The organism is Streptomyces sp. NPDC048479 (assembly GCF_040651435.1).
Classification (GTDB): domain Bacteria; phylum Actinomycetota; class Actinomycetes; order Streptomycetales; family Streptomycetaceae; genus Streptomyces.
On the sequence record NZ_JBEZKA010000005.1, the window covers coordinates 84,976 to 103,557 of the forward strand.

An 18,582-nucleotide genomic window follows, 5' to 3' on the forward strand; every position below is an offset into this window, starting at 1 on the left:
CGTTTCCGGTCAGCTCCAGAACCTGTCCGACTCGTCGATGTCTTCGAGGCACTCGTCGATGTCGGAGATCTTTCCGCCGACGATCGTGAAGAAGAGTCCTTCGCGCATTTCGAGGCCGTGGTCACCCCGGTCGGCCCGGGATGTGTGGAAGGACATCACATGGCCGCGCCCGTCGGCGAGCACGGCTTCGAGCTCGATCAGCATGGTGCCGTTGGTCTCCTCGCCGAACCTGCGGTAGAGCTGGAGAACGGCGTCCCGGCCCTTGTGGTGCCCGGATATCGGGCTGCTTCCGGGTACGTGGTGGACGACATCCGCCGTCATCAAGGAGCCCAGCGTCTCCATGTCACCTGATCCGAACGCTGCGTAACCCCGGCGTATCAGGGCACAGTCCGGGTGTTCAGCCATAGCGATTCCCACCTTCCGTCCCTATGGATCCCTCTTTTCCCATCATCCGCCGGGTCCAGAGGGCTGTCCACGCAAGGTGCCGGGACCCGCCGTCGTCACGCGGCGGCGTCAATCGCCTTCACGGCGTCGCGCTTGGCGACTTCCTCACGCACGATCGGGATCACCTGGCGGCCGAAGTCGATCGCGTCGTCCAGCAGGTCGTAGCCACGGGCGGAGAGAATCTCCACGCCGAGGTCGTAGTAGTCGAGCAGTGCCCGGGCGACGGTCTCGGGCGTGCCGACGAGCGCGGTGGAGTTGCCCGCGCCGCCCGTTTCGGCCGCGGTCGGCGTCCACAGCGCGCGGTCGTGCCGCTCGCTCTGCGCGGCGACGGCCAGAAGGCGCTGTGAGCCCGTGTTCTCCGGGTCCTTGAGCGGGTGGCGCCGGCTGAGCGGCGCGCCCGCCTTGCGTGCCTTGATCCGGTCGAGGGTCCGGTACGCCTTCTCCCAGGCGAGTTCCTCGGTGGGCGCGATGATCGGCCGGAACGCCACCTGGATCTTGGGGACATCGGTGCGGCCTGCCGCCTTCGCGGCCGCCTTCACCGACTCGATCTGCTGAGCGGTCTCGGCGAGCGGCTCGCCCCAGAGGCAGTAGATATCGGCCTCGGCGCCACCGGCCTCGTAGGCCGCGGGCGAGGAACCGCCGAACGAGACGCGCGGATGCGGCTGTTGTACGGGGAAGGTGTCGCTCACGAAGTCGCTGAAGCGGTAGTGCGCGCCCTCGTGGTCGAAGGGCTCATGGCTCGTCCAGGCCTTCTTGATGATCTGGATGGCTTCGCGGGTACGGGCGTAGCGCTCGTCCTTGGTGAGGAAGTCGCCCTCGCGCTGCTGCTCGTGGTCGTTGCCGCCGGTGATGAAGTGGACGGCGAGCCGGCCGTCGCTGATCCGGTCCAGCGTGGCGAAGGTCTTCGCGGCGAAGGTCGGGTACGCGACGTTGGGGCGGTGCGCGACGAGGATCTGGAGCTTCTCGGTGCGGGCCGCGATGTACGCGGCGGCCGGGGAGGGGTCGGGCGAGCCGGAGCCGTACGCGAACAGGACGCGGTCCCAGCCGTGGTCCTCGTGGGCGCGGGCGAGCTTGAGCGTGTACGCCTTGTCGAAGGACGGCCCGGAACGGGGCGTGACTTCGGAGCCTTCATTGGTTGCGGCGATGCCGAGAAACTCGACGGGCATGGTGCGGCCTCATATCTTGTGATGCGGTGACGTGGTCAGTGGCGTGGAGCCGGTGTGGAACCGTCAGAGGCAACACGAGGCGGACCACACACGACCGAAGTCGATGTGGTCGCGGGTGACCAACCGCAGCCGAGGGCGCATCTGCCCAGTGGAACAGGCGTGTTGGGGCCGAGTCAACTGTTTCTGTACGCTCGCCAGCCGCCGTACTCCGTGATGTCGACGGCGTCGTCGAGGGCGGCGGGTTCGCAGAGGAAACCGGGGGCGGTGGTGCCGTCGGCCAGTTCCAGGCGGCCGATCGCCATGGGGCGGGGGAGGGTGGCGGTGAGCGTGCCGATGCCCTCCGGAGGCAGCTCCCAGATCTCGGCCTCGATATGCCGGCCGCCGCTGTCCACATGGACAAGGCCCGGCTTGGGCGGGTCGGTACGCAGGGCGAAGAGCCGGTAGGCGGGGGCTGTGGTGGTGGTACGGATCAACCTGGCGCCGAGGGCGAGGAGTTGGGGGTTGAGGGGCTGGCCGGTGAGATGGGCTCCGACGACGGCGAGTCGAACGGGCGGAGTGAGCAGTGCCGCGATCCGGGCGAGTCGGTCGTCCGTGCCGGCCGGGCCGATCAGCATGACACCGAAGGGCCGGGCGTCCACTTCACCTGCGGGGACGGCGACCGCGGCGAGGTCGAAGAGATTGGTGGAGTTGGTGAACCGGCCGAGCCGGGCATTGGCGCCGAACGGGTCGGCGGCGACGTCGTCGAGGGTGGGGTGGCCCGGGGTGGTGGGCAGGAGGAGCGCGTCCGCTTCCGCGAGGGCGGTCATGGCGCGGGCGCGGAGGGCGGCGAGCCGGGCCTGGTCGGCGAAGAGCCGATGGGCGGGGATGTCGCGGGCGCGGCGGATGATGGCGGCGACGGTGGGATCGAGGTCGTTCATTTCCTTATCGACAAAGGCGCCTGTGGCGGTGTAGCGCTCGGCGACGAATGCGCCGTCGTAGAGGAGCGCGGCCGCCTCGGTGAAGGGGGTGAGGTCGATGGGGCTGAGGCGGGCGCCGGCGGCCGCGAGACGGTCTGCTGCCGCTTCGTATGCATCGGCCCAGCCCTCGTCCATGGCCCCGAGCTGCTCCGCCGGCGGCACAGCGACCCGCCAGGGGCCGGGGGTACGGTGCGGGGCCGCGCGGCCGGGCGGCGTGGCGATGAGGGCGAGGGCGAGTTCGGCCTCGGGGAGTGTTCGGGCGAAGACGCTGACGCAGTCGATGCTCGCGCAGGCAGGGACGACGCCGTCGGTGGGGACGAGGCCGCGGGTGGGTTTGATGCCGACGATGCCGTTGAAGGCGGCGGGGACACGGCCGGAGCCGGCGGTGTCCGTGCCGAGCGCGAGATCCGCGATGCCGAGGGCGACGGCGACGGCGGATCCGGAGCTGGATCCTCCGGCGATCCTTGCCGGGTCGTGGGCGCTGCGTACCACGCCGTACGGCGAGCGGGTGCCGACGAGGCCGGTCGCGAACTGATCCATGTTGGTACTGCCGAGCACGACGGCACCGGCGGCTCTGAGTCTGGCGACGGAGGGGGCGTCGGCAGGCGGGTCATAGGCGTAGGAGGGGCAGCCGGCGGTGGTGGGGAGGCCGACGATGTCGATGTTGCCCTTGACGGCGACGGTGCGGCCGGCGAGGGGGAGTTGCTCACCGGCGGCGACGCGCGCGTCGACGGCGCGGGCGTCCGATTCGGCCTCGGCGCGGGGGCGGAGGGTGATCCAGATGTCGGGCCGACGGGCGCGGTCGATGCGGTCGTATGCGTCCCGGACGCGGGCGAGGGCGGTGGTGGGGGTGGGCATGGGGCGGCGCTCCTTGGGCTGGGGGCGGCTGGGGTACGGGCTGGGGGAAGACTCCGCCCCGCCCTTCGCGTAACCGGGGCTCGGCCCCTGACCCCGCGCCTCAATCGCCGGCGAGGCTTGATCTTCCGCCGGACGGGCTGAGTCTTTCAGCCCGTCCGGCGATTGAGGACTGGGGGTCTGGGGGCGAAGTTCCCCGTTACGGGAAGGGGCGGGGTGGGGGAAGACTCCGCCCCGGTCAGGGGTTCGTGGGGGTCAGGATGGCCAGCGGAGTGCCCGCTTCCACCTGGGTGCCGGGCGTGACCAGGAATCGTGCGACCCGCGCCGCGTACGGCGCGTGCACGCGGGATTCCATCTTCATCGCTTCCAGCGTCAGCAGCGGCTGACCAGGCGTGACAACAGCCCCCGGCTCCGCGTTCAACTGCCAGACCGAGGCAGCGAATTCGGCCTCCACGACCTGCCCGCCCGGCGGAACGTCCAGTTCAGGGACCGCGGGCGGGGTAGGTGACTCCGCGCGGGTGAACTCGCCCGCCGCCTCCCAGGCGTCGCGTTCCGCCCCGAACGCCCTCGACTGGCGGGCGCGGAAGGACGCGATCGATTCCACGTTCTCGGCGAGGAAGCGCTGGTAGTCCGCCAGCGAGAAGGTCCCCTCCTCGATACGGGGCGTGAAGCGGCCCGCCGCCATGTCCGCGCGAAGTTCCAGGAGTTCGTCCGCCTCGACCGCGTACCACTTGATCCGGTCGAAGAAGCGCAGCAGCCACGGCCGTTCCTGCCAGCGCGACCACACCTGAGTCGTACGGCCCACGAACTGATATCCGCCGGGCCCTTCCATGCCGTAGACGCACAAGTACGCGCCGCCGATTCCGACCGAATTCTCCGCCGTCCATGTCCGGGCGGGGTTGTACTTCGTCGTGACCAGCCGGTGCCGCGGGTCCAGCGGCGTGGCGACCGGTGCGCCCAAGTAGACGTCGCCCAGCCCGAGTACGAGATATTCCGCGTCGAAGGCCGTGCGGTAGACGTCGTCCACCGAATCGAGGCCGTTGACGCGGCGGATGAACTCGATGTTCCACGGGCACCACGGCGCGTCGTCCCGTACCCCGGCCATATAGCGGGTGATTGCCTCCCGCGTCGCCGGGTCGTCCCAGGACAGGGGGAGGTGGACCGTCCGTGACGGCACCACCAGGGCGTCCGCGGGCGGGAGTTCGGACTCGAGGCGGGTCAGGACGGAGAGGAGGGCCGACTGGGAGAGGGCCTCCGGGTCGATCTGGATCTGGAGCGAGCGGATGCCCGGCGTCACATTCGCGACGCCCGGCAGCCCCTCCGCGGCCACCGCCTCGGCCAGCGCGTGCACCCGCATCCGCAGAGCGAGATCCAGCTGCATCTCCCCGTACTCGACCAGCAGGTTGTCGTCCCCGCTGCGGCGGTACGTGACCGACTCCCCCCGACCGAGGATCCCGCCGTCGACGATGATCCGGCGCTCCTCGCCCTCGACCGTGACCGGGACGAACCTGACCGTGTCACCCGGCCGCAGCTGGCCGAGTTTCCAGCGCTCCGCCTTCAGGATCGTCGCCGGGCAGACGAAGCCGCCGAGCGACGGGCCGTCCGGGCCCAGCAGCACGGGCATGTCTCCGGTGTAGTCGACCGCGCCGACCGAGTACGGAGTGTCGTGGATGTTGGACGGGTGCAGTCCCGCCTCCCCGCCGTCCGTCCGCGCCCACCGCGGCTTCGGGCCGATCAGCCGGACGCCTGTGCGCGCGGAGTTGAAGTGGATCTTCCACTCGGCGGCGTAGAAGTCGTGGATGTCCTCCTCGGTGAAGAACTCCGGTGCGGCGTGCGGGCCTTCTGTCACCGCGATGTGCCAGATGTTCGGGAAGGCAGGGCGCTCGGCGTGCGGGACGGGCGCGCCGGCAACGCCCGGGCCGGTCACCGCCGCCGTGCCGCCGTGCAGGACATCGCCCGTACGCAGCGCCCGGCCGCCGTGGCCGCCGAACCGGCCCAGCGTGAACGTGGCCGCGCTGCCCAGGAAGTCCGGGACGTCCAGACCGCCCGCGAACAGGATGTAGGTGCGCAGGCCCTGGCCGCCGGGGGTGCCGACGGCCAGCGAGGAACCCGCGGGGACGGTGAACGGCTCCCACTGGCGGACCGGTTCGCCGTCGACCGTCACCGGCGCGGGCGCGCCCGCAACGCAGACCGTCGCCGCGTGCGTGAACCGCAGCGTCGGGCCCTGCAGCGTGCACTCCAGTCCTGGCGTGCCCTCGTCGTTGCCGAGCGCGCGGTTGCCGAGGCGGAACGAGCGATCGTCCATCGGCCCGGACGGCGGCACGCCGACCTGCCAGTAGCCGGTGCGGCCCGGCCAGTCCTGGACAGTGGTGAGGGTTCCCGACGCCATGACCTCGATCCGCGGTGTCGGGTCGCTGATCGTCGCCAGCGTCGCGGTGTTGTGTGCGGCGGCCCGTACGGACGCGTCCGCGAGCGCGGCCCGCACCAGGCCCAGATTCGTCTCGATGCCGTCGACGCGGGTCGCGGCCAGCGCGGAGTCCAGCCGGTCGATGGCCTCGGCACGATCGGCGCCGTACGCCACGACCTTCGCCAGCATCGGGTCGTACGCCGTCGTCACCTCTGTCCCCGTCTCGACCCAGGAGTCGACACGTACGTTGGTGGGGAAGGACACCCGGGTCAGCAGGCCGGCGCCGGGGCGGTGGTCGCGGCTCGGGTCCTCGGCGTAGACGCGGGCCTCGATGGCGTGTCCGCGCGGTGCGCCCGGCTCGCGTACGACAGCCGTCTCGCCCTGCGCGAGCCGCAGCATCCACTCGACGAGATCGACGCCATAGATCTCCTCGGTCACCGGATGCTCCACCTGGAGGCGGGTGTTGACCTCCAGGAAGTACGCCTCCTCCCGGGCCGCGTCGTACACGAACTCGACCGTGCCGACCGAGCGGTAACCGACACTGGCGCACAACTCCTGTGCCGAGGACGTAAGTTGTGTGCGTACGGAATCGGGCAGGCCTGGGGCCGGGGCCTCCTCCAGGACCTTCTGGTTGCGGCGCTGGAGCGAGCAGTCGCGGTCGCCGAAGGTGACCACCCGGCCCTCGCCGTCGCCGAAGATCTGCACCTCGACATGGCGGGCGCGCTCGACCAGGCGCTCCAGGAAGACGCCGGCCGAGGAGAAGGAGGCCGCGGCGACCCGGTGCACCCGCTCCCATGCGTCGGCCAGGCCCTCGGCGTCGTGCACGGCCCGCATGCCGATGCCGCCACCGCCGCCCGTCGCCTTGAGCATCACCGGGTAGCCGATGCCGTCCGCCGCCGCCAGCGCGGCGGCCAGGTCGGGCAGCAGCCCGGTGCCGGGGGCGAGCGGTACGCCCGCGGCCTCGGCGGCGGCCCGCGCGGTGTGCTTCGCGCCGAAGAGTTCCAGCTGCCCGGCGGTCGGCCCGACGAAGACGAGCCCGGCGTCCTCGCAGCGGCGCGCGAAGTCCGCGTCCTCGGAGAGGAAGCCGTAACCGGGGTGGATGGCGCCCGAGCCCGTGTCCTTCGCGGCCTTGAGTATGAGATCGGCGTCGAGATACGACTCCTTGGCGGGCGCGGGGCCGAGCCGTACCGCCTCGTCGGCGAGCCGGACATGGGGCGCGGCGCGGTCGGGGTCGGAGAAGACGGCGACCGTACGCAGCCCGAGGCGGCGTGCGGTGCGGATGATACGGACGGCGATCTCGCCCCGGTTGGCGACCAGCAGCGTGTCGAACGCGGTCATACGGCGGCCTCGCTGATCGTCATCTTGACGGCGGTCGGTTCGAATCCGTTGCACGGGTTGTTGATCTGAGGGCAGTTGGAGACGAGGACCAGGACATCGGTCCCGGCGTGCAGGGTGACGCGCAGGCCCGGCGCGGAGATGCCGTCGACGATGCCGAGCGTGCCGTCCTTCTCGACCGGGACGTTCATGTACCAGTTGATGTTGGAGACCAGATCGCGCTTGCCGAGGCCGTAACGTGCGCCCTCCGCGAGGAAGTTGTCGACGCAGGCGTGCTGCGACCAGGTGTGGTGGCCGTAGCGCAGGGTGTTGGACTCCTTGGAGCAGGCGCCGCCGACCGTGTCGTGCCGTCCGCAGGTGTCCTCGGTGACGGTCATCAGCGGGGTGTGCTCGTTCGACATCAGCACGCTCCCGGTGGTGAGGAAGATGTTCCCCTGGGCGTGGACGGTGTCGGCTGCGCTGTAGCGGACGGCGGTGTCGTGGGCGTCGTACACCAGGAAGTCCACGGCCTGATTGCCGTGCAGATCGGTGAGGGTCAGCTGCTCACCGGCGCGGACGACGGCGGACCAGGCGGCGCGGGCGGGTACGACGGTGGTCGCGCTCATGCGAGTCCCCTCGAGGCAAGGAAATCAATGGTGTTGGCGTAGGCGCGGCGTCCCTCGGGTGAGGCCTGCTGGAGCGGATCGCCGGGCGCGGTGGGCGCAGCGCGCCAGGCCAGCACCTCCAGCGCCGTGCTGGTGTACTCGGCGCGCGGGTCCAGAGGATGCGGGACGTTCGCGATCAGCACCGTCAGATCCTGCTCGGCGCGGAGCGTCACGGAGGCTCCGGGGCCGGCCGATCCGGTGAAGTCCAGTGCGCCGTCGTCCCGTACCTCCACGCCCTGGAAGAAGGAGAGGGAGGGCGGGAGATCGCGCGGCTCCAGTCCGTTCTTGAGCGCGGCGAGCTTGAGGAGTTCGCGGCCGGCGGGGGAGGCGGACTGGGGTGAGCCGTCCCCGTACCGCTGTGTGTTGCGTACGAGCGTGGAGGTGCCGCACAGGGCGTCGTGCCGGCCTCCGGTGTCCGCGACGAGAGTGGCGAGTACGCGGCCCTGGTCGGAGAGGAGCAGCTGCCCGGCGCGGAGGTAGGCGTTCCACTGGACCTTGACGGTGTCTGCGGTGTTGAGGCGTTCCCACGGTCGTCCGTCCACGTACAGCAGCACATGCGCGCAGGCGTCTCCGTGCAGGTCCGTGAGCCGCAGCTCAGTGCCGCGGGCGAGCACGCGGTGGGTGTAGTTGCCGCCCGCGACGGTCTCGGCCCACACCAGATGTCCGGCCCCGCAGGGCGGCGCGGGCCAGTCGGTCGCGGGCACGACCGGCATGGCCTCGGCGCGGGCGCCGCCCTGCGCGCGGGCGTGGTCGCGGGCCCCGTATGTCGTCGCGGTCGCCATTGCGGCGTACCTCCTCCGGCTCGGTGGTCATTTCTGTCGCGCGACAGAAATTAGGCCGAGGGGGAGTCGGGGCCGTTGCCCGTCCGTTGCCGGTCGGTTACGGAACGCTCACCTGGACCTTGGTCGAAGGGCTGTGCGGTTGGCGCTCCGGGGGTGTGCGACGATCGGCTGCATGGGCACCACCACAGGACGAAGGGTCGGGCGGCCGCGCGCGGAGCAGCGGCCGGATAGCGGGCTGTCCGCGCGGGACGAACTGCTGGCCGCGGCGGCCGAGTTGTTCACGACGCACGGCTACGCGGCGACCACGACGCGGGTGGTCGCGGAGAGCGCGGGGATGCGCCAGGCGACGATGTACCACTACTTCGGGGGCAAGGAGGACCTGCTCGCGGAGCTCCTCGAGTCGACGGTCACGCCCTCCCTGACCCTGGCGCGCGACCTGCTCGCGGACGATACGCGCCCGGCGGAGACGCGCCTGTGGGAGCTGTGCCGCTCGGACGTGGAGCTGCTGTGCGGCGGGCCGCACAACCTGGGCGCGCTGTATCTGCTGCCGGAGGTGCGGGGCGAACGCTTCGCGGGCTTCCACCGGGTGCGGGCGGATTTGAAGGACGCGTACGGGCAGCTGCTGGGGGCGACGGCGGCGGGGGCCGAGCTGGACAAGGGCGAGCTGCAGCTCCGTACGGACCTGGTGTTCGGGCTGATCGAGGGCGTGATCCTGGTGCACAGGTCGGATCCGGAGCGGGCGGTGGGGGTGTTCGCGCGGGCGACGGCGGATGCGGCGCTGCGGATCGCCGGGGCGTGAGGTAGGGCGCGGTTTTCCTCACCCCGCCCCTTCCCGGAACCGAAGACTTGCCCCGCGGGCCGTCGGAGACCCATCGGCCGCCCCGCACAGGCCCGGCCCTCGGACGGCCGTCACGACTCCAACGCCTCGGCCAGCCACGTCAGTTCAGCCAGTCGCAGCACCCGGCCCCCGTACCCCGGCAGCGGTACGTGCAGCGGCTCCAGCCATCTCGTCGGGATGGCCCCGATCCCGTACACCGCCCCCGCCAGCATGCCCGTCACCGCCGCCACCGTGTCTGTGTCGCCGCCCAGGTCGATCGCCGCCGCCACGGACTCCTCGTACGACGCCGTTGTACGCAGTGCCCAGAGCGCCGAGCCCAGGCACGGCCATACCGCGCCGTTGAACTCCGTCGCCTCGTCCGGGTGCCAGTCGGCTGCGAGTACCTTCGCCCATCCGGCGCGGTGGTCCGTGTCGACCAGCTGCAGCGTCGGCGGCACGGCGGTGAGCGGATCCGCGCCGTCCAGGGCCGCGCGGACCAGTTCGTGGAGGATCGCCGTGCCCTCCCAGGCCGCCCGGTCACCGTGGGTCAGTGCCGCGATCCGGCGGGCGGCCGCCATTGTGGCCTTGCGCCCTGCGCCCGCGAAGTACACCGCCGATGTCGAGGCCCTCATCACGGAGCCGTTCCCGGCTGCCCGGCCCGTGATCCGGAAGTGCAGCGGTGCCGCGAGGTCCCACGGCGAGCCGTTCGTCAGCACGTCCTCGGTCTGGAGGCCGATGTCCTTCGGATCGTCCGCCGCCCAGCGCTGGAACCGGCCGAAGATGTCCGGCAGATCCAGTCCGTTCCGTTCCAGCAGTGATTCGCCGACAAGCACCGCCATCTGTGTGTCGTCCGTCGCTTCGCCGGGGTCCCAGCCGCCGCCCCCGCACATCTCGCCCACGCCGTCCGGGAATTGTGTGGTGTAGACGCCCGGCTCACGGAACTCGAAGGGCGCACCCAGCGCGTCGCCGACCGCCGAGCCTACGACTGTGCCGATCACTCGGTCCATGCGGTTGACGCGGTCCACGCGGTTCATTCCGCCAGCGTAGAGAAACTCAGCAGCGGGCCGCACGCCGCATCCGCCCCCGCGCGGGGCCGACGGGTAGCCTGCGGTGATGAACAACTGGCTGCCGGACTTCGAGCCGCTACCCGATCCAGAGGCTCTCATCGCCCCGGAGATCACCGAAACCGAGTGCAGGCAGTGCGGCACCCGCGTATCCGGTCTCGACGGGCGCTACGCATGCGGAGTGTGCGGATGGGTCAACGACCACTCGGAAGGGCACCGGCCGCTTCCGCTGGCCGAGGACGACGCCGATTTCCCGCGCAAGAGGGCCAGGGCCGGCAAAGCCTGAGGCGCGCGACGGGGCGGCACAGCGCGGCCACGGCGGCGGCTACAGCGCACCTTCCGGCAGCCCTCCAGCGGGACCGGCCTCCGGCGCCGGCCCGGCCTCCGGTGCCGGGATCGCCCGACGCGCCCTCCACGCGCGCGCAATCGCTCCGAGTCCCACCGTGCCCAGCAGGAACAGGACCGTGAACCACTGGAAGTACCAGTGCCCGCCCGAGGGGTCGTACACCGCCGCCCGCGGCCAGGCCAGGTTCACCGTCATGAACAGGCCGTACGCCAGTGCCACGATGTTGACCGGCAGGCCCCAGCGGCCGAGCGAGAACAGTGGGCGGCCCGACTCGTCCACCTCGTCGGCCCCGGGGCCGCGGGCCCATTCGCCGCGCAGTCTGCGTACCAGCATCGGGCCCGTCACCATCGCGTAGGCCAGATACAGCATGGCGATGCAGGTCGTGCCGATGGCGAGGAAGGCCTCCGGCGAGGCCAGGTTGAGCAGGCCCAGCGCCGCGGCCGCCGCGCCGACGGCCAGGCCGGGGCCGGCCGGCATTCCGGTGCGCGGGGAGACTTTCGCGAGGCGGGCCGAGAAGGGCAGCACGCCGTCGCGTGCCATCGAGAAGAGCATCCGGGCGCCCGCCGTCTGGATGGCCAGCGTGGCCACCGCGATGGCGATCACCACATCGATGAGCAGCGCCTTGCCGACGCCGTCGCCGAGGCTGCTCGTGAGGACGTACGACAGACCCTCGGTCGCGAGTCGGCCGTCGGTCAGACTCGGCGCGGCCAGCACCCCGCCGAGCAGCAGCAGTCCGCCGAGGACACCGGCCGAGACCAGCGCGAGAAGGATCGTGCGCGGGGCGGTACGGCGAGGGCTGCGGGTCTCCTCGCTGAGTTCGCCGGCGCTGTCGAAACCGATGAGGACGTACGCCGCCGTGAAGGAGCCGACGAGCAGCGCGCCGATCGCTCCGCCCTGGCCGCCGGTGTGCAGGGTGACGCCCGCGCCACGCTCGGAGTGGGTCAGGAGCAGCACCACGATCAGCACCGCGCCGATGATCTCCGCGGTCACACCAATGCGGTTGACGGCGGACATGACGCGGTTGTCGAGGAGGTTGACGGCGGTGGTCAGGGCGAGGAGTACGACCGCGAGCAGCGCGGCGTTCGCGGCGCCCGACGGCGTCACGGGCGACGGGTCGCCGCCGAACAGCTGGAAACCTGACCAGATCGCGGGGAGTACGACCTGGAGTGCCAGGGCTGCCGCGGCGACCACCACGATCTGGCCGATCACCATGATCCAGCCCGCGAACCAGCCGAAGGACGGTGTGCTGAGCCGCGTCGACCACTGGTAGATCGCGCCCGACAGCGGGTAGCGGGCGGCGAGTTCGGCGAAGCAGGCCGCGACCAGCAACTGCCCGGCCAGCACGGCAGGCCAGGTCCAGAAGAAGGCCGCGCCACCGAAGGAGAAGCCGAACGCGAAGAACTGGAAGACCGTGGTGAGGACGGAGATGAAGGAGAACCCGGCGGCGAAGGAGGCGTACCGCCCCATGCTGCGGTGCAGCTCCTGCCGGTAGCCGAAGCCGGCCAGCGCGGCCGCGTCGCCGCCGCGGTCGTTCTCCGGGGGATCAGGTCGTACGTCGGTGGGTGCGGTGGCGGTCATGGCAGCCCCTGTCGCTGATTCCGGTTGTTGATTCCGGTCGGGTGACAGAAATTAGGGACGGGCTGTTTCACCGGTGTCACACGTCCATGTCCGCGCGGGGCCCAACTCCTCACGCCCGTACTCCTTGTGCGCCGTCCGCCGAAAGATCTCCCCGTCGACCAATCCAACGCCCCCACCGCGCCGAATGAACGGTGGACGGCGGTGCCGGAGCCGGCCGGGAGGGGAGCGGGAATGACAGCGGAACGGCGGCGTACGGCCGGGGTCGGCGGTGGAGTCGCAGGGCTGAGCGCCGCGTACGAGCTGCAGCGCTCGCACAAGGTGTCGCTGTACGAGGCGGACGACCGGCTCGGCGGGCATACGCACACCCCCCTGCTCCGTGCGGCCCTGAGCAACCCCTCTCCACCCCGGCCGTATCCGCCGGTATCCGGTTCCACGGCATCCGCCTCCGTCTGCGCGGACCGCCCGTACAAACTCGTTCCCGCCATGTGCCCCCAGGAGGGTGTGAAGTGAGCGTGACCGTGTCCTCGGCACCATCGAGAGCCGCGTCCGTCGACGCGCGGAGCTGGCCCGACGTGGCCAGGCTGCCCCGGACCTCCCGGCTGCGGACCGCCGCCGCCGAACGGCTCGTCCTGCGCGCGTTCGGCAGGCTGCCGCTACGGGTCCGCCCCGCGGGCGGCGAGCCGATCGGCCTGGGCGGGCCCCTCCTTGAGGTGCACAATCCGCAGGCCTTCTTCCGCCGTATCGGCGCGAGCGGACTCATCGGCTTCGGTGAGTCGTACATGGCGGGCGAATGGGAGGCCCGTGACCTCGTGGGCGTACTGGCCGTACTCGCCGAGCACCCTGCGACCCTCGTCCCCGAGCCGCTCCGCCGGCTGCGCGGAGCCTGGGCGCCCACGCGGCCGGCCGGGCACCGCAGCACGTCCGACGGCCCCCGCGCCGGCATCGGCCACCCCTACGACTTGTCGAACGAGCTCTTCGCGCTCTTCCTCGACGAGACCCTGTCGTACTCCTCAGCCCTCTTCCGCGGTTTCCCCGCCGAACAGAATCTGCTGCCCGCCGCCCAGCACCGCAAGATCGACCGGCTGCTCGACCTGGCGCAGGTCGGATCCGGCACTCAGCTGCTCGAAATCGGCACAGGCTGGGGTGAGTTGGCGATCCGTGCGGCACAGCGCGGCGCCCGCGTGCTGACCGTGACCCTCTCGAGTGAGCAGCATGCGGTTGCGCGGCGACGCGTCCACGAGGCGGGACTGGCGGACCGGGTGACCGTCCTGCTGCGCGACTACCGCAAGGTGCTCGGCCGCTACGACGCGATCGTCAGCGTGGAGACGATCGAGGCCGTCGGCGAGGAGCTGTGGCCGGAGTACTTCAGGATGCTGGACCGGCTGCTCGCGCCGGGCGGGCGGATCGCGCTTCAGTCGATCACCACGCCGCAGGAGAGGCTGCCGGCCTCCCGAACCAACTACACCTGGATCCAGAAGTACATCTTCCCGGGCGGGCTGCTGCCCTCGACCGAGGCGATCGAGCAGGTCGTCACCGGCTGCACCGGACTGCGGGTGGCCGAGCGGTACGGCTTCGGGCCGCACTACGCCGAGACGCTGCGGCTGTGGCGCGAGCGCTTCGCCCACCGGGCCGCCGCGGTCGGCGCCCTCGGTTTCGACGAGACCTTCCGCCGGATGTGGACCTTCTATCTCGCCTACTCCGAAGCGGGCTTTCGCTCCGGCCGGCTGGATGTGCAGCAACTGCTGCTGACGAAGGAGGAGACGGTGTGAGGACCGCCCTGCCCCGGGTGCCCGGGACCCGGGTGATCTCCGATCAGCGCAGGCCGCGGGCCCGCTCGAACCGCGCCCGCCCTTCCGCCGGTTCCACCAGCGGATCGGGATAGTCGAGCCGGGGCCGGTCCAGCCCGTCGAGATTCCACGGCTGGTGCACGGCGGGCCCGGTCAGCTGTGCGAGCTCAGGGACCCAGCGGCGTACGTAGTCGCCCTGCGGGTCGAATCGCTTCGCCTGAGCGAGCGGATTGAGGACACGGTTGGGGCGGGTGTCGGTCCCGGTGCCCGCCACCCACTGCCAGTTGAGCTGGTTGTTGGCGATGTCCCCGTCCACCAGCAGATCCAGGAAGTGGCGGGCGCCGATGCGCCAGTCCATGTACAGAGTCTTCGTGAAGTAGCTCGCCGCCAGCAGCCGACCGCGGTTGTGCATCCAGCCCTCGTGCAGCAACTGACGCATCGCCGCGTCCACGATCGGGCAGCCGGTGCGGCCCGCCTTCCAGGCGGCGATCGCCTTCTCGTCACTGCGCCAGTGGTCGCCGCGCGCACGGTAGTCGGCGTGGGCGGCCCCGGGCCGGGCCGCCAGGACCTGATGGTGGAAGTCCCGCCAGGCGAGCTGACGTACGAAGGCGTCCGCGCCAGGACCGCCCTTGCGCCGCGCCCGGTGGACGAGTTCGGTGGCGGAGAGCGTGCCGAAGTGCAGATGCGGCGAGAGCCGGGAGGTGGCATCGCCCGGCAGATCGTCGTGCCGCTCCGCGTACGCCGCGATGCCCGCGTCTGTGTCGGCGAGCCAGGCGCTCAGCCGCCGTCGGCCCGCCGGCTCCCCGCCCTTGGCGAGGCCGGGTGACACGCCGGTCACTGCGGTGCGGCGCGGCATCGGATGGCCGGCGAGCTCGGGGACCGGCACCGACCGCGGCGCCGCCATGGTCTCGCGCAGCCCGGCCGCCTCCCACCTGCGGAAGTACGCCGAGAACACCGCGAAATGGTCGCGGTCGGCAGGCGTGACCCGCCCCGGCGGCAGCGCGGTGACCACCGCGTCATGGACGTGCAGGGCACAGCGCACCGCCGCCAGCGCACTGCGCAGCTGATCCTCCCTGCGTACGGCGTAGGTGCTGACCCCGGCGGCGACATGCACAGCGCGGGCCCCGGTCTCGGCGACGACCCGGCAGACCTGCTCGGCGACATGGCCGGTACGGATCACCAGCCGACCGCCGCGTTCATGCAGCCCGGCATCGAGCGAGGCCAGGCAGTCGGCGAGGAAGGCGCGGCGGTTGGGTGCGTCGAAGCCCGCTTTCCGGATGCCCGGATCCAGCACGAACAGCGGGACGACCTCGTCGGCGCCGCGCAGTGCCGCACGCAGCGCCGGCTGGTCGTGCAGCCGTAGATCGGAGGTGAAGAGCATGACCGCAACACTCATGCGCCGTCCTTCCTCAGGCGGGGAAGCTCGTCAGGGCAAGGGGGGCGGAGGTCGGCTGGGGGGAGCCGCCCGCCGGTTCGACGGTGATGCCCATGCCCGAGGCGGTGTTCACCGGTCCGTCCATCAGGACGGCGTTGGTGGTGGTCGCGGGGTCCATCAGCCCCGCCGAACGCATCTTTCCGCTGTCGCTGAACCAGAGTTGGTAGACCTTGCCCTGCGGCGGCTTCGGCAGGTCGGAGGCGAGGAAGGCCGCCTTGTTCCTGTCGCGTGAGACGACCACTGTGCCGGTCGCCCCGTCCTTGAGCTTCACGGCGCCGACCCTCGCGTCCGGGGCGGCGAGCACCGAGGTCAGCTCCTCGGCCTGCTGCTGAGAGCGCTGCGCCAGGTCGCGTGCGTCCTGCGCCTCCTGGTGCTGCCAGACGGCCACCCCGCCGAAGGCGGCGGCAGCGGCGAGGCAGGCCGCCAGCGCGAAGCGCGACAGAGCCCGGCCGCGGTTGCCGCCGGGTCGTGCCCGGCGTGAGACCCGCGGCGGAACCTGGCGCTCCGCGGAGACCTGCCGCATCACCCGCTGCTTGAGCGCGGGCGGTGGCGTCACGGCCACGGCGAGCCCCAACTTTCCGACGGTGGCGGCCAGTTCGCGTACTTCCTGCGCGCAGGCCGGACACACCTCCAGATGCCGCTCGAACTCGGCACGCTCGTCGGGCGCCAGCGCGTGCAGCACATAGGCGCCGGTCAGCGTGTGCAGATCAGCGATGGTCATGCGCTCACCCCCAGGCAGTCGCGCAGCCGGATGAGCCCGTCGCGCAGTCGTGTCTTGACCGTGCCGAGCGGCACGGAGAGCAGTTCGGCCACTTCCCGGTAGGCCAGCCCCCGGTAGTACGCGAGCGTCACCGACTGCCGCTGCAGCTCGGTCAGGCTGCGCAGACACCGCCGTACCTGCTCACGTTCGAGGCGGGCCTCGACCTGCTCGGTGACGTCGTCATAGGCCGGCGTCCGTTCGAGCAGCGCCGCTCGCCGCTCGCGGTCGCTCGCGGACTGTGCCGACCGGACCCGGTCCACGGCTCGCCGGTGCGCGAGCGTGAGAATCCAGGTCATCGCCGATCCGCGGGACGGCTGGAAGCGGGCTGCCGTACGCCAGACCTCGATCAGCACCTCCTGGGTCACCTCCTCCGACTGGGCGGGGTCGCGCAGCACGGCGCGCACCAGCCCGAGGACAGGTCCGCAGACACTGTCGTAGACCCGGGAGAAGGCCTCCTGGTCGCCTCTGGCCACCAGGCCGAGCAGTTGCTGCAGATCGGGACCCGCCGAGGTCGGGCCGCCGATGTGTACGGCTTCTTTCACGCGCACTTTCCTCCACGGTGTGGATGAGTGGACGGACAGATTTCATCAGGCATTCGGAGCCGATGGCCAGGTGGATTGGTACAGGGTTCGCAGCTGATTCCAGGCGGATTGGTTCGGGTGCGGCACGCCGAACCGCTTCCTGACCAGAAGTCCGTTGACCTTTCTAGTACGAGAGCGGGTGTACGGCCCGGTCCGTGACTCCGGTCGCGGACCGGGCCTTCGCCGCGCGCAGCACCAGGAAGACGGGCAGGGCGAACGGCGACAGCAGGATGGTCAGCACCAGCAGCGGGCCCATCACCAGGGGATGGATACCCAGCCGCCGCGCCTCGAGGAACATCCACTGGCCGATGAGCAGATCCCAGGCGATGACCTGTGCCCAGAGGGCGCCGGCGCCGTTGGCCCGTACCGCCAGCTCGCGGAAGGTGTCGATGTCCGGGCTGCTCACCGCGGTCCAGAGCTCCGGGAAGACCGGTACCGCCATGACGACATAGATGACGAGGACACCCGAGATGGTCCAGGGCGACGCGGCCAGCCGCGCGGTCGGCGGCCAGGCGGGCGCGAAGATCATCAGCAGCCAGAACGGGGCGGCCAGCCAGAAGGTGATTTCAAAGAGCGCTCCGGTCATGCCACAAGCTCCTTCTCGGTGTCATCTGCGGTGCCCTGTGCGGGAGTTGGTGCGGGAGTTGTGCTCAGGAGCGATACGAGTGCTCCGGCTGCGGCGGCGACGAGGATCAGAGCCGCGGCGCCGAGCGTCGCACCGTCCGGGTGGATCAGCGGCTGGCCGCGCAGCGCCTGCCAGGTAACGAGGGCGAGCACGGCGGCGTACGTGCCCGAGGCGACCAGCACGAGCCGCAGCCGTACGCGCTCGTCCCGCAGCCGGGCGAAGCGCGGAGCCAGGACGATGAGCGCGAGCAGGAAGAGCGGGATCAGTTGAAGGGCGTGCATACCGACGAAGTGCGGGATGCGAAGATCGCCGCCGGTGGTCGACCAGCCGGTGAGCGGCATGGCGGGACCGCCTTCGGGTACGCCGACGCTGTGGGCGCCGACCACCTGGGAGACGCTGCGGCCACCGGCCGCCTCCTGCTCCGGAGTCGCCCGTGTCATGAGGTTTCCGAGGGCGGCGCCCACCAGTGCGATGGCCGCGCCGAGCCGCATCGCCCAGGCGGCGGCGCGGTCGGCCATCGGCGAGCGGAACAACAGGATGACGATGATCAGAGAGCTGATCCAGAGGGTGACGATGGTCGCCCCCATGATGTTGAACAGCATCCCGTCGAAGGCGGTTTCGAAGTTGAAGTGACTTCGCTTGCCGCGGATCACCTGCCCGGTGATGATCACCATCTCGATCGCTCCGGTCAGCGCGACGACGGTGCCGGCCCACCGGCCCACCCGGCGGCCGCGGCCGGCCAGCGAGAGCATCCAGGCCAGCGTCAGCGCGTAGATCATCAGTGAGGCCGAGAACTTGAGGGGCTTGAACCAGATCGGCGAGCCCACCAAAACCCGGTCGTCGACGACCATGCCCACGCCGGACACGACGAATACGACCGCCATCGAGGCGGCGAAGACCATGAGCGGCCGGTGCCAAGAACGCCATGAAGACATAGGTATCCCCTCCATCGGATTCCTGAATGGATAGCGGAACTATCTGCTATCCGATAGTGGAACTA

At 71.0% G+C, this 18,582-nt stretch carries 16 protein-coding genes and 1 pseudogene; 4 read left to right on the forward strand and 13 right to left on the reverse strand.

The genetic code is table 11. The features are described from left to right. Positions 1-9 precede the first annotated feature (9 nt). The 6 genes from AB0D12_RS09955 to AB0D12_RS09980 form a co-directional block, all read right to left on the reverse strand. On the reverse strand, positions 10-405 hold the full coding sequence (locus tag AB0D12_RS09955) for a nuclear transport factor 2 family protein (RefSeq protein WP_362679034.1): 396 nt from the start codon (positions 403-405) through the stop codon (positions 10-12). A 95-nt stretch (positions 406-500) separates the two neighbouring features. Next, a complete protein-coding gene (locus AB0D12_RS09960; RefSeq protein ID WP_362679037.1) occupies positions 501-1,610 on the reverse strand; it encodes an LLM class flavin-dependent oxidoreductase in 1,110 nt (369 codons plus the stop codon). Between the two features lie 173 nt (positions 1,611-1,783). Then, the gene (gene atzF, locus AB0D12_RS09965) at positions 1,784-3,424 is read right to left on the reverse strand and encodes an allophanate hydrolase (RefSeq protein WP_362679040.1); all 1,641 of its coding nucleotides are present in this window, start codon (positions 3,422-3,424) and stop codon (positions 1,784-1,786) included. A 235-nt stretch (positions 3,425-3,659) separates the two neighbouring features. Next, positions 3,660-7,166 carry a 5-oxoprolinase/urea amidolyase family protein gene (locus AB0D12_RS09970; protein ID WP_362679042.1) on the reverse strand — a complete coding sequence of 1,169 codons (3,507 nt, stop codon included), beginning with the start codon at positions 7,164-7,166 and terminating at the stop codon, positions 3,660-3,662. Next, positions 7,163-7,768 (reverse strand): urea amidolyase associated protein UAAP2, encoded by a 606-nt coding sequence (locus AB0D12_RS09975; protein ID WP_362679044.1) that lies wholly within the window; start codon positions 7,766-7,768, stop codon positions 7,163-7,165. The genes AB0D12_RS09970 and AB0D12_RS09975 overlap by 4 nt, the downstream gene beginning before the upstream one ends. Further along, entirely contained in the window at positions 7,765-8,589 is an 825-nt protein-coding gene (locus tag AB0D12_RS09980; RefSeq protein WP_362679047.1) for an urea amidolyase associated protein UAAP1, read from the reverse strand. Before AB0D12_RS09980 ends, AB0D12_RS09975 begins: the two co-directional genes overlap by 4 nt. A 172-nt stretch (positions 8,590-8,761) precedes the next feature. Between AB0D12_RS09980 and AB0D12_RS09985 the strand changes: the two genes are divergently transcribed. Further along, complete coding sequence (locus AB0D12_RS09985) at positions 8,762-9,388, forward strand: TetR/AcrR family transcriptional regulator (RefSeq protein WP_362679050.1); 627 nt, start codon at positions 8,762-8,764, stop codon at positions 9,386-9,388. A gap of 110 nt (positions 9,389-9,498) precedes the next feature. On the opposite strand, the gene AB0D12_RS09990 is transcribed toward AB0D12_RS09985, so the two are convergent. Next, positions 9,499-10,440 (reverse strand): ADP-ribosylglycohydrolase family protein, encoded by a 942-nt coding sequence (locus AB0D12_RS09990; RefSeq protein ID WP_362679053.1) that lies wholly within the window; start codon positions 10,438-10,440, stop codon positions 9,499-9,501. Positions 10,441-10,519: 79 nt separating this feature from the next. Between AB0D12_RS09990 and AB0D12_RS09995 the strand changes: the two genes are divergently transcribed. Beyond that, complete coding sequence (locus AB0D12_RS09995) at positions 10,520-10,756, forward strand: hypothetical protein (protein ID WP_362679056.1); 237 nt, start codon at positions 10,520-10,522, stop codon at positions 10,754-10,756. 39 nt (positions 10,757-10,795) lie between these two features. Here AB0D12_RS09995 and AB0D12_RS10000 read toward each other — a convergent pair whose 3' ends face one another. Continuing rightward, positions 10,796-12,394, reverse strand: coding sequence for an amino acid permease (locus tag AB0D12_RS10000; RefSeq protein ID WP_362679059.1), 1,599 nt, complete (start codon positions 12,392-12,394; stop codon positions 10,796-10,798). A 231-nt stretch (positions 12,395-12,625) separates the two neighbouring features. Between AB0D12_RS10000 and AB0D12_RS10005 the strand changes: the two are divergent. Together AB0D12_RS10005 and AB0D12_RS10010 are read left to right on the forward strand one after the other, a co-directional pair. Beyond that, a pseudogene (locus tag AB0D12_RS10005) lies at positions 12,626-12,760 on the forward strand (FAD-dependent oxidoreductase); the annotation flags it as partial. Positions 12,761-12,900: 140 nt separating this feature from the next. Then, positions 12,901-14,163, forward strand: a complete 1,263-nt coding sequence (locus AB0D12_RS10010) for a cyclopropane-fatty-acyl-phospholipid synthase family protein (RefSeq protein ID WP_362679062.1) — start codon at positions 12,901-12,903, stop codon at positions 14,161-14,163. A 43-nt stretch (positions 14,164-14,206) separates the two neighbouring features. Here the strand turns inward: AB0D12_RS10010 and AB0D12_RS10015 are convergent, their stop codons facing one another. The 5 genes from AB0D12_RS10015 to AB0D12_RS10035 form a co-directional block, all read right to left on the reverse strand. Continuing rightward, entirely contained in the window at positions 14,207-15,577 is a 1,371-nt protein-coding gene (locus AB0D12_RS10015) for a deoxyribodipyrimidine photo-lyase (protein WP_362679065.1), read from the reverse strand. A 13-nt stretch (positions 15,578-15,590) separates the two neighbouring features. Continuing rightward, positions 15,591-16,337 (reverse strand): anti-sigma factor, encoded by a 747-nt coding sequence (locus AB0D12_RS10020; protein ID WP_362679068.1) that lies wholly within the window; start codon positions 16,335-16,337, stop codon positions 15,591-15,593. Then, positions 16,334-16,918, reverse strand: coding sequence for a sigma-70 family RNA polymerase sigma factor (locus AB0D12_RS10025; protein WP_327322410.1), 585 nt, complete (start codon positions 16,916-16,918; stop codon positions 16,334-16,336). The genes AB0D12_RS10020 and AB0D12_RS10025 overlap by 4 nt, the downstream gene beginning before the upstream one ends. A gap of 163 nt (positions 16,919-17,081) precedes the next feature. Then, positions 17,082-17,543 carry an ABA4-like family protein gene (locus tag AB0D12_RS10030; RefSeq protein ID WP_362679071.1) on the reverse strand — a complete coding sequence of 154 codons (462 nt, stop codon included), beginning with the start codon at positions 17,541-17,543 and terminating at the stop codon, positions 17,082-17,084. Then, positions 17,540-18,517, reverse strand: coding sequence for a hypothetical protein (locus AB0D12_RS10035; protein ID WP_362679074.1), 978 nt, complete (start codon positions 18,515-18,517; stop codon positions 17,540-17,542). The genes AB0D12_RS10030 and AB0D12_RS10035 overlap by 4 nt, the downstream gene beginning before the upstream one ends. Positions 18,518-18,582: the final 65 nt, after the last annotated feature.

Coding starts and splice junctions, on each gene's coding strand:
- AB0D12_RS09970 (WP_362679042.1), bottom strand. CDS start 7,166: ATGACCGCGTTCGACACGCTGCTGGTCGCCAACCGGGGCGAGATCGCC.
- AB0D12_RS10030 (WP_362679071.1), bottom strand. CDS start 17,543: ATGACCGGAGCGCTCTTTGAAATCACCTTCTGGCTGGCCGCCCCGTTC.
- AB0D12_RS09955 (WP_362679034.1), bottom strand. CDS start 405: ATGGCTGAACACCCGGACTGTGCCCTGATACGCCGGGGTTACGCAGCG.
- AB0D12_RS09990 (WP_362679053.1), bottom strand. CDS start 10,440: ATGAACCGCGTGGACCGCGTCAACCGCATGGACCGAGTGATCGGCACA.
- AB0D12_RS10000 (WP_362679059.1), bottom strand. CDS start 12,394: ATGACCGCCACCGCACCCACCGACGTACGACCTGATCCCCCGGAGAAC.
- AB0D12_RS09975 (WP_362679044.1), bottom strand. CDS start 7,768: ATGAGCGCGACCACCGTCGTACCCGCCCGCGCCGCCTGGTCCGCCGTC.
- AB0D12_RS09980 (WP_362679047.1), bottom strand. CDS start 8,589: ATGGCGACCGCGACGACATACGGGGCCCGCGACCACGCCCGCGCGCAG.
- AB0D12_RS10015 (WP_362679065.1), bottom strand. CDS start 15,577: ATGAGTGTTGCGGTCATGCTCTTCACCTCCGATCTACGGCTGCACGAC.
- AB0D12_RS10020 (WP_362679068.1), bottom strand. CDS start 16,337: ATGACCATCGCTGATCTGCACACGCTGACCGGCGCCTATGTGCTGCAC.
- atzF (WP_362679040.1), bottom strand. CDS start 3,424: ATGCCCACCCCCACCACCGCCCTCGCCCGCGTCCGGGACGCATACGAC.
- AB0D12_RS09985 (WP_362679050.1), top strand. CDS start 8,762: ATGGGCACCACCACAGGACGAAGGGTCGGGCGGCCGCGCGCGGAGCAG.
- AB0D12_RS09995 (WP_362679056.1), top strand. CDS start 10,520: ATGAACAACTGGCTGCCGGACTTCGAGCCGCTACCCGATCCAGAGGCT.
- AB0D12_RS10035 (WP_362679074.1), bottom strand. CDS start 18,517: ATGTCTTCATGGCGTTCTTGGCACCGGCCGCTCATGGTCTTCGCCGCC.
- AB0D12_RS09960 (WP_362679037.1), bottom strand. CDS start 1,610: ATGCCCGTCGAGTTTCTCGGCATCGCCGCAACCAATGAAGGCTCCGAA.